The sequence below is a fragment of the Propioniciclava sp. genome, assembly GCF_029977985.1.
GTDB lineage: Bacteria > Actinomycetota > Actinomycetes > Propionibacteriales > Propionibacteriaceae > Propioniciclava.
In genome coordinates, this window is record NZ_JARKOT010000176.1 from 1 (window position 1) to 7,489 (window position 7,489).

The window sequence follows — 7,489 nt, forward strand, 5'->3', positions numbered from 1 at the left end:
AGCCGGCGGAGCAATGGCCGTCGGCGCAATGGCAGCGGTTCCGACCGGTGCGGCGGCTGTCGGACGTCTGGCGTCCGGCAGTGGCGGCGGCAGCTGGGGGTCCGACGGTGCCAGCGGCCCCCAGGGTCCGTCTGGCGGTAGCGGCAGCTCGGCTCCTCAGGCTGCACAGAACGCCGGTCCTCAACAGGCCAGTGGTGGCACGGGCGGCGGAGCCGGGGCCGGGACGGGTGCAGCAACCCAGGGCACGGGCGCGGCCGCGGCATCGGCCGGCGGTGGTGGTGCTGCTGGTGGAGCCGCTGCGGGCGGCGCGGCCGCCGGCGGTGGTGCAGCCGCCGCCGGAGCGGCTGGTGGTCCGATCGGGATCGCCGCCGGCGCGGCGCTCGACGCGGGCAAGAAGGCCGGCCAGGCCGCCGCCGGAGCGGCGCAGAACCTCGGTGAGCAATCGACAGGAGAGGGAGGCGGTCCCGATGGCAGCCGTTGAGACAAGCAAGGGTCCGCGGACCTATGGGAACTGGCGACGCCCCACGTCGCCCGGAATCTTGGGCCTCGGCTCAGTCGGTACCGGCCTGCTGCTGGCGGGCCTGGTGGCCATAGTTATCACGGTGATGGTCGCCGACCTGCTCGAAGCGGTCATCGTGACGGCCGTCCTCGGCTGCGTCATGCTGGCCGTGCTGACCAAGGACTCCCACGGAAAGAACGTGCTGAGCCGCGGCGGTGCCCGCATCGCCTGGTGGTCGGCCCGCTCACGCGGGACGAACGTCTACCGTTCCGGCCCGCTCGGCCGCGCACTGTGGGGCACCTACCAGCTCCCCGGCCTCGCGGCTCCAACGCGCCTCAGCGAGCACACCGACAGCTACGGCCGGCCGTTCGCACTGCTCTACACGCCGGCCACCTCGACGTTCTCCGTCGTAATCGGCACCGAGCCCGACGGTGCCGCACTCGTCGATCAGGAACAGATCGACGTGTGGGTGGCCGACTGGGGCCACTGGCTGGCCAATCTCGGAGACGAGCCGGGCATCGAGGCCGCGTCGGTCACGATCGAGACCGCGCCTGACTCGGGCACGCGGCTGCGCCGCGAGGTCGAGATGAACACCGACCACAACGCCCCGGAGTTCGCTCAGGAGATGTTGCGCGAGGTTGTCACCCGGTATCCGTCGGGTTCGTCGACGGTGAAGGCATACGTGGCGATCAGCTTCAACGCCTCGCACCGATCCGGCAGTAAGAAGCGCAAGGCCGAGGAGATGGCCCGCGAGCTGGCGGCACGCCTACCCGGGCTCACGGCCGGCTTGCAGGCAACCGGCGCGGGTGCAGCGCACCCGCTGTCCGCCCAGGAACTCTGCGAGGCGATCCGCATCGCCTACGATCCGGCCGCCGCGGTGCTGATCGACGAGGCACACGCCTCCGGCGAGACGCCCGAGCTGAGCTGGCCCGACGTCGGCCCCTCGGCCGCGCAAGCGTCCTGGGACGGATACCGCCACGATTCGGCGTACTCCTGCACGTGGGCGATGACGTCAGCTCCGCGCGGCAACGTCCAGTCGGGCGTACTCGCGCGGCTGCTCGCCCCGCACCGCGATATAGCGCGCAAGCGCGTGACGCTGCTGTACCGGCCGATCGACGCGGCCAAGGCGGCCGCGATCGTCGAGGCGGACCTGCGCGCCGCGGAGTTCCGCATGACGTCGACGAGCAAGCCGGCCGCCCGCGACAGCCTGGCGGTGCGCGCCGCGGCGGCCACCGCCAGCGAGGAAGCCTCCGGGGCCGGCCTGGTCCAGTTCGGGATGCTGGTCACCGCCACGGTGGCCGACCTGGACAAGGAGGCCGACGCTCGCGCGGCGATCGACAACCTGGGAGCGACAGCGCGACTGAGGCTGCGGCCCGTGTACGGGTCGCAGGATTCGGCGTTCGCTGCCGCCCTTCCCCTGGGCCTGGTGCTGCCCAAGCACATTCAGGTCCCGGCCGAGCTGAGGGAGAAGCTGTGAGCGCGAAGAAGGCGAAGAAGCAGAAGATCAGCCGCAAAGAGCGCAAGGAGAAGAAGGCTGCCGAGCGCGAGCTGCGCCCTATCCGCCCACCGATGCGGGGGTGGATCGGCCGCGGCCGCGGCCAGTCGGTCTACGTGCAACAGGCCGACGAGTGGCGCGGGACTACCGTGCAGGTCTGCGGCATGTGGCCCTATGCGATCGGGACTGGCACGCCGATGGTCGGCGTGCCGCTGGGCCGTCATATCCACACCGGCGCGACGCTGTGCTGCGATCCGATTAGCTGGTTCCAGCGCGCGAAGCTCATTAGCAACCCGTCGACGTTCGTCCTCGGGAAGCCCGGCCTCGGCAAGTCCACGATCGTTCGCCGGATGGCGACCGGCCTCGCCGGCTACGGCGTGATGCCGCTGGTCCTGGGCGACTTGAAGCCCGATTACGTCGACCTGATCGAGGCGATGGGCGGTCAGATCATCACTCTGGGCCGCGGCCGCGGCTACCTGAACGTGCTCGACCCCGGCGAGGCCACGGAAGCGGCCGCCCAGCTCCGCGCTGCCGGCCATGAGAAGGAGGCCATGCAGGTCATGGCCGACGCTCACGGTCGCCGGCAGACGATGGTCTCGGCACTGCTGACGATCCTGCGCGCCGCGCCTCCGACGGACCGCGAGGAGACGATCATCGACCGCTCCTTGAAGTGGCTCGACGAGCACCACGACGGCGTTCCGGTCCTGGGCGACCTGCTGAGGGTCATCCAGGAGGGTCCCGAGGAGGTGCGCGCCGTGGCCCTGGACCGTGGCAGCGACGAGCGCTACAAGGCGATCACGGAGAGCCTGGAAGCCTCCCTGATCGGCCTCACTGGCGGCGGCCGCCTCGGTGAGACGTTCTCGCGGCAGACGACGAACCCGATGCGACGCGACGCCCCCGTGGTCTATGACGTCTCCGCGATCGACGACTCGGAGATGGACCTACAGGCCGCAACGCTGCTGGCGTGCTGGTCGGCCGGCTTCGGCACGGTCAACGTGGCCAACGCCCTGGCCGATGCTGGCCTCGAACCGCGACGCCACTACTTCGTCGTCCTCGACGAGCTGTGGCGGGCGCTGCGCGCCGGCCGCGGCATGGTCGATCGTGTCGACGCCCTGACGCGCCTCAACCGGCAGCGCGGCGTCGGGATGGCGATGATTTCGCACACCATGAGCGACCTGCTGGCGCTTCCGACGGAGGAGGACCGCATGAAGGCTCGCGGTTTCGTCGAGCGCTCGGGAATGGTGATCTGCGGCGGTCTGCCGGCCGCCGAGATGCCTCAGCTCACGGCCGCGGTGCCGTTCTCTGAGGCCGAGCAAGAGCTGCTGATCGGCTGGCAGGACCCGCCGGCGTGGGACCCGTCGACGGGCCGCGAGGCGGAGCCTCCCGGCCGTGGCAAGTTCCTCGTGAAGGTGGGCGGCCGTCCGGGTATCCCCGTCGATGTGCAGCTGACGAGCATCGAGAAGTCGATCAACGACACCAACCGGCTCTGGCATGAGCAGTCGCGCGTCGGCCGGCGTGCGGCCCATAGCGCCCAGGAGGTCGACGCATGAGCACCCCGAACAACCGTCGCCGCGATCCGGGCGGGATCGGAGCTGAGGCGATCCTGCTGTGGGTCGGCATCCTGGCCGTCGTCGTCATCGTCGGCTCGGTCTACGTGGCGATGCAGCTCGGCCATCGCATCGCCGGCTCGGGAGCGGAGCTGCCGGGCGATCCGTTCTCGCTGCTGTTCGGTCTGCTGGGCGGCAAGCTGGACTGGCCAGGGGCGGCCGGCTGGTGGGTGCTCGGCGGCATGCTCGCCGTGTTCCTGGCCCTCGGTGTCCTGCTCGCCCTGGTGGTGCATCGCATCCGCCGGGGCCGTAGCCGCGTCGACCGCGCGGCAACCTACATGGGCCGCGGCCGCGACGTCGAGGCACTGAGCCGCAAGTCAGCCCAGGCGACCGCGAAGCGCCTGGGCGTGGCCGATTCTCCCGGTGTGCCGATCGGTCGCACCGTGACCGGTGCGCACCCGCTCTACGGCTCCTGGGAGGACATGCACATCGACATTTGGGGGCCTCGAACCGGTAAGACCACCTCGCGGGCGGTCCCGGCGATCCTGGACGCTCCTGGGGCAGTTCTCGTGACCTCGAACAAGCGCGACGTCGTAGACGCCACGCGCGACGTGCGGGCCAAGGCCGGCCCGGTCTGGGTGTTCGATCCCCAGGCGATCGCGCTGGAAGAACCGAGCTGGTGGTGGAACCCGCTCAGCTACGTCACCGACGAGGTGAAGGCGGCCAAGCTGGCCGAGCACTTCGCCGCCGGCAGCCGCGACCCTGGGGCCAAGACCGATGCGTACTTCGATCCGGCCGGCCAAGACCTCCTGGCTGGGCTCTTGCTCGCGGCCGCCCTGGACAACCGGGCGATCACTGACGTGTACACGTGGCTGACGCGCCCGATGGACGATACGGCCGTCGACATTCTGCGTGCGCACGACTTCACGCTGACCGCCGATCAGGTGGCCGGCGTCGTCGACGCACCGGAGAAGCAGCGCGGCGGCGTGTTCGGCACCGCGCAGCAGATGGCCTCCTGCCTCACGAATCGCCAGGTCGCGGCGTGGGTCACCCCACGCGGTGCAGCCGACACTCGGCCGCACTTCGACCCGGCGGGTTTCGTGCGCGATGGTGGCACGCTCTACAGCCTCTCCAAGGAGGGTCGGGGAACGGCCGGCCCGCTCGTGACGGCACTCACCGTCGCCGTCGTCGAGGCGGCCGAGGAACTGGCCGCTCACTCGGCCGGCGGCCGCCTGAGCACACCTCTGGTCGGTGTGCTCGACGAGGCCGCGAACGTCTGCCGCTGGCGCGAGCTGCCGAACCTCTACAGCCACTACGGCTCGCGCGGGATCGTCCTCATGACGATCTTGCAGTCGTGGTCCCAGGGCGTCGAGGTCTGGGGCGAGTCCGGCATGAAGAAGCTCTGGTCGGCCTCGAACGTGAAGGTCTACGGCGGCGGTGTCAGCGAGGCCGCGTTCTTGGAGGACCTGTCTCGCACGATCGGGGATTACGACCGGCTCGCCACGTCGTCGTCCTACGGCCGCGGTCAGCGCACGGTCTCGCAGCAGCTCCACCGTGAACGCATCCTCGACGTCGCGGACCTCGCGGCCATGCCGAAGGGGCGCGCCGTGGTGGTCGCATCGGGATCTCGCCCGACGCTCATTCGCACTCAGCCCTGGATGACCGGCCCGCACGCCGACGAGGTGCGGGCGTCGATCGCCGCGCACGACCCCCAGGCCGAGCGCACGATCCGAGAAGCCGAGACGGAGGTGGCCACCGTGGAGGCCACCGTAGAAGCGGAGGGAGCATCATGAGCGACTGGGGAGATGACGAGCTGGACGAGGGCGGTATCGAGGCGCAGCCCGTCGACGTCGACGGCGACGCCACCGACGATCAGCCGGCCCCCGAGCCCACGCTCTACTACGGCTCCGTCGACGAGTTCCTGCGCGAGTACCTGCGCAACGTCTACCGCCGCAAGATCGACGGCAAGACGCGCGTGTGGGCGGCCCGCTGGTGGGAGTACGACGAGGCGGTGATCCGCATCGAGGCGCTGTGGCGGTCCTGGGAGCATCTGCGCCAGGACCCGAGCACCGGCATGAGCGTGTGGTGGCGCGACCACGCCGACCACCACATGTCGGTGCTGATGGACCCGCAAGGCCCGTTCGCGGCCGCCGACGCCACCGCCTCGGAGAACCAATGCAGCAAGGGCCAACCGCTGCCCTACATGCCGCCGCCGGCCGGTCTGTTCCCGGACGTGCGGGAGTCGGCCGACGACTGACCACACGACACGCAAGGAGGGACCGCACCTGGTGGGTGCGGTCCCTCTCTCGTTGCGGTCGAGGCCGGCGCGCTCACCGGCTCAGGCCGGTGCGCTGAATCTGCGCCCCTCGTGAGCCGCGCGTCTTGCGCGCCTTCGGGGACTTGCCGCGATCGGCCTTGACGGCTTCCGTCGCCGGCTTGGCCTGGCTGACGTCCGCTCGCATCCTCGTGGCCACGGTCTCCTCGCTGATGCCGCGCGATTCCAGGTCCCGCGCTGTGCCCTCGCGACGCTCGGAACTGTCGTACATCGTGCGACCGTCCTCTCGTGCCCGGTCAGCGATGGCCTCGCGCTGCTCGGCCTCGGCCAGCGCGCGTGCGCGCTCGTCGGGATCGGGCTCGTACTCTGCCGCTGCCCGCGCCTCCGCCGCTCGCTGATCCTCCTGGTTGGCCTGCGCCACGAGACGCTGTGCCTCCGCGTTCTCCGACGCCGCACGGGTGCGCTCGGCATCAGCCTGGGCGCGCTCCTGCTCGGCACGCTCGACCGCTGCTCGCACCGCCGCCGGATCGGCGTTCGTGCTGTTGACGTCGACGCCGTAGCGCGTGCGCAGCTCGTCGTTCATCCGCTGCTCGGCTCGCACCGCCTCGGGGTCCTCCTGGGACCACGCGCGAGCGACCTGGTAGGTGCGTCCGATCACCTCGGGCGTCGCTCGATCCCACCAGTCGGAGCGGTGCACGTTGGCCAGCTCGGCGCGTGCGGCGCGCTGCTCGGCGGCCAGTCGTGATTGCAGCTCGCGCGCCTCCTGCTCGCTCTGTGCCTGGGCGCGCCGTAGGGCCTCCTCGCGGCCGCGGGCGATCCTCTCGCCCACCTGTCCGGCGGCCGTCACGAGGACCCGTAGCTGGCCCTCGAACGCCTCCTCGATTCCATCGGTTTCCTCAGCCATGACGGCCTCCTTCCTATCGTTCCGGTCCGCGGGCTGCGCCCGGTGTGCTGTGCTGTCGCGTCCGTGCCGGCTCGATCTTGTTCGGCACGGGCGACGCTGCTTCCGTGGCCGACTTCGCTTGCCCGGCTTGCAGCCGGTCGAGCATGGCCTGGGCCTCGGGATCGAGGTCCGCCGGTCGTGTCATCGTGGCCGTCGCGGTGCCGCTCGGTGCGGTCGCCGGCGCCGGGCTCGGCATCGCGTCACGGACGCGCACCAAGCGTGCTCGTGTGTCCTCTGCGAGGAGCTGAGCCTGGCGTGCCTGACCGGCCGCCACGGAGGCGTCGTAGACCGCCTGAGTCAGACGGAGCAACTGCCGGATCATGGCCGCCTGTGCCACAGCACCCTGCCCACCGCGTGCGGCACTTGCCAGCAGCATCGCAGCGCCAGAGATGGCAACCGTGCCGGCCTTCTGCGGCTTCACGGTGCGCCGGTACGTCTGTGCCGAGCGCGACAGTGCATCCGCTGCCGCGGCCAGGTCTCCCGGCGTCTCCTCAGTCGCGTTGGACCACGCGGCGAGGGCTCCCGCCGTCTGGCGTGCAACGGTCGCCCAGGTGTCCCGATCGTCGACGGGGATCGAGCGCAGCCGGTCCACGAGCTGGCTCAGCTCGGCGTTGCGCTTATCCCACAGCTCCGGGTCTGGTTCGCTCGCTTCGCGTCCGGGTGCGACCACGCGCCGGCCCCGCTTGGCGGCGTTCCATTCGTCCGCCGCTTCGCTCGCGCCGGTGACCGT

The 7,489-nt window shown here is 70.9% G+C and carries 6 protein-coding genes; 4 read left to right on the forward strand and 2 right to left on the reverse strand.

Annotated features, from left to right (window positions below):
- The first annotated feature begins 467 nt into the window (after window positions 1–467).
- The 4 genes from Q1K57_RS10865 to Q1K57_RS10880 are packed head-to-tail and all read left to right on the forward strand — an operon-like array spanning window position 468 to window position 5,798.
- Window positions 468–1,976: an SCO6880 family protein gene (locus Q1K57_RS10865; protein WP_187120146.1), complete on the forward strand. Its 1,509-nt coding sequence runs from the start codon at window positions 468–470 to the stop codon at window positions 1,974–1,976.
- Complete coding sequence (locus Q1K57_RS10870) at window positions 1,973–3,544, forward strand: ATP/GTP-binding protein (protein WP_052450880.1); 1,572 nt, start codon at window positions 1,973–1,975, stop codon at window positions 3,542–3,544. The genes Q1K57_RS10865 and Q1K57_RS10870 overlap by 4 nt, the downstream gene beginning before the upstream one ends.
- Window positions 3,541–5,334 carry a TraM recognition domain-containing protein gene (locus Q1K57_RS10875; protein WP_043537053.1) on the forward strand — a complete coding sequence of 598 codons (1,794 nt, stop codon included), beginning with the start codon at window positions 3,541–3,543 and terminating at the stop codon, window positions 5,332–5,334. Before Q1K57_RS10870 ends, Q1K57_RS10875 begins: the two co-directional genes overlap by 4 nt.
- Window positions 5,331–5,798, forward strand: coding sequence for a DUF4913 domain-containing protein (locus Q1K57_RS10880; RefSeq protein ID WP_081083036.1), 468 nt, complete (start codon window positions 5,331–5,333; stop codon window positions 5,796–5,798). Before Q1K57_RS10875 ends, Q1K57_RS10880 begins: the two co-directional genes overlap by 4 nt.
- A 73-nt stretch (window positions 5,799–5,871) precedes the next feature.
- Here Q1K57_RS10880 and Q1K57_RS10885 read toward each other — a convergent pair whose 3' ends face one another.
- Window positions 5,872–6,720: a hypothetical protein gene (locus tag Q1K57_RS10885; RefSeq protein WP_044657646.1), complete on the reverse strand. Its 849-nt coding sequence runs from the start codon at window positions 6,718–6,720 to the stop codon at window positions 5,872–5,874.
- Window positions 6,721–6,733: 13 nt separating this feature from the next.
- On the reverse strand, window positions 6,734–7,489 hold a 756-nt coding region (locus tag Q1K57_RS10890), incomplete at its 5' end, for a hypothetical protein (protein WP_300082321.1).